Genomic DNA, 1,531 nt, shown 5'->3' with positions numbered 1-1,531 from the left:
TCGATGCTGAGCGAAGAAATCACAAATGATGATGAAGTGAACCCGCAGGCAGGTACACAGCCAAACAACCTGGCATACTTGATTTACACATCGGGCACGACAGGCCAGCCGAAAGGCGTCATGGTCGAACATCAATCGCTCGTGAACTTGTGCTATTGGCATAACGATGCATTCGCGGTCACCGAACAGGACAAAAGCGCGAAATATGCCGGCTTCGGCTTTGACGCTTCCGTCTGGGAGATGTTCCCGTACTGGATCGCCGGAGCGGAGCTTCATATCATTGATGAAGCGATCCGGATGGACATTACGCGTTTGAATGAATATTTCGAAGAGAACGGAATAACGATCACGTTCCTGCCGACACAGCTGTGCGAACAGTTCATGGAGCTCGACAACCAGTCGCTGCGCGTGCTGCTTACGGGCGGAGACAAGCTGAAGCGGATCGAAAAACGGAACTACACGCTCGTCAACAACTATGGGCCGACGGAAAACACAGTCGTTGCGACGAGCACAGCAATCGATCCTGATGAAGGCATGCTTTCGATCGGAAAGCCGATTGCTAATACGCGGGCGTATGTGCTTGGACAAAACAACGAAGTTCAGCCTGTCGGCGTCGCTGGCGAGCTGTGCATCGCCGGCCGCGGGCTTGCGCGCGGCTATCTGAACAAGCCGGAGGAAACGGCGAAGCGTTTTACGGAAGACCCGTTTGTGCCGGGCGAGCGCATGTACCGGACAGGGGATGCGGTCAAATGGCTGGAAGACGGGCGGCTTGAGTACATCGGCCGGATCGACCAGCAGGTGAAAATCCGCGGCTTCCGGATCGAGCTTTCTGAAATTGAAGTCCAGCTCGCGCGGCTCTCTGAAGTTCAGGAAGCAGTCGTCACCGACATCGAAGACGCCTACGGCAACAAAGCGCTGTGCGGCTATGTCGTTGCGGACGAACAGCTTGATACAGAAAGCCTCGCCCGTAAGCTGGGGCAGACGCTTCCGGACTACATGGTACCGGCGTATTGGGTGCAGCTTGATGAGCTTCCGGTTACGGCGAACGGAAAAGTCGACCGAAGGGCGCTGCCTCAGCCTGACGTCGAAGCGCAGACAGCTGAATACAAAGCGCCGCGCACAGAAACGGAACAGCTGTTGGCAGACATTTGGCAGGATGTTCTCGGCATAGACCGAATCGGAGTCACGGACAATTTCTTCGCGCTCGGCGGGGACTCGATCAAAGGAATTCAAATGGCAAGCCGGCTTCAGCAGCACGGGTGGAAGCTGGAGATGAAGGACTTGTTTCAGCACCCGACGATCGGGGAGCTCAGTTCTTATGTTCAAGCCGCTGACGCTAAACCGATCGATCAAGGCCCTGTCGAAGGCGAAGTCACACTGACGCCGATCCAGCGCTGGTTCTTTGAGCGCAAATTTACGAACGAGCATCATTGGAACCAATCAGTTATGCTTCACGCCCCTTCAGGGTTTGACCCGGAAGCGGCAGGCAAGGCTTTAACCAAGATGATCGAACACCATGATGCACTTCGCA

At 55.4% G+C, this 1,531-nt stretch carries 1 protein-coding gene; it reads left to right on the top strand.

The features are described from left to right. Window positions 1–1,531: amino acid adenylation domain-containing protein (locus tag ACWHAR_RS21000; RefSeq protein ID WP_452087713.1), on the top strand; the 1,531-nt coding region annotated here is incomplete at both ends.

Source organism: Bacillus sp. LR--39 (genome assembly GCF_053613335.1).
Note: the sequence above shows the minus strand (reverse complement) of the source record. Positions and strands in the feature narration are given on the sequence as shown.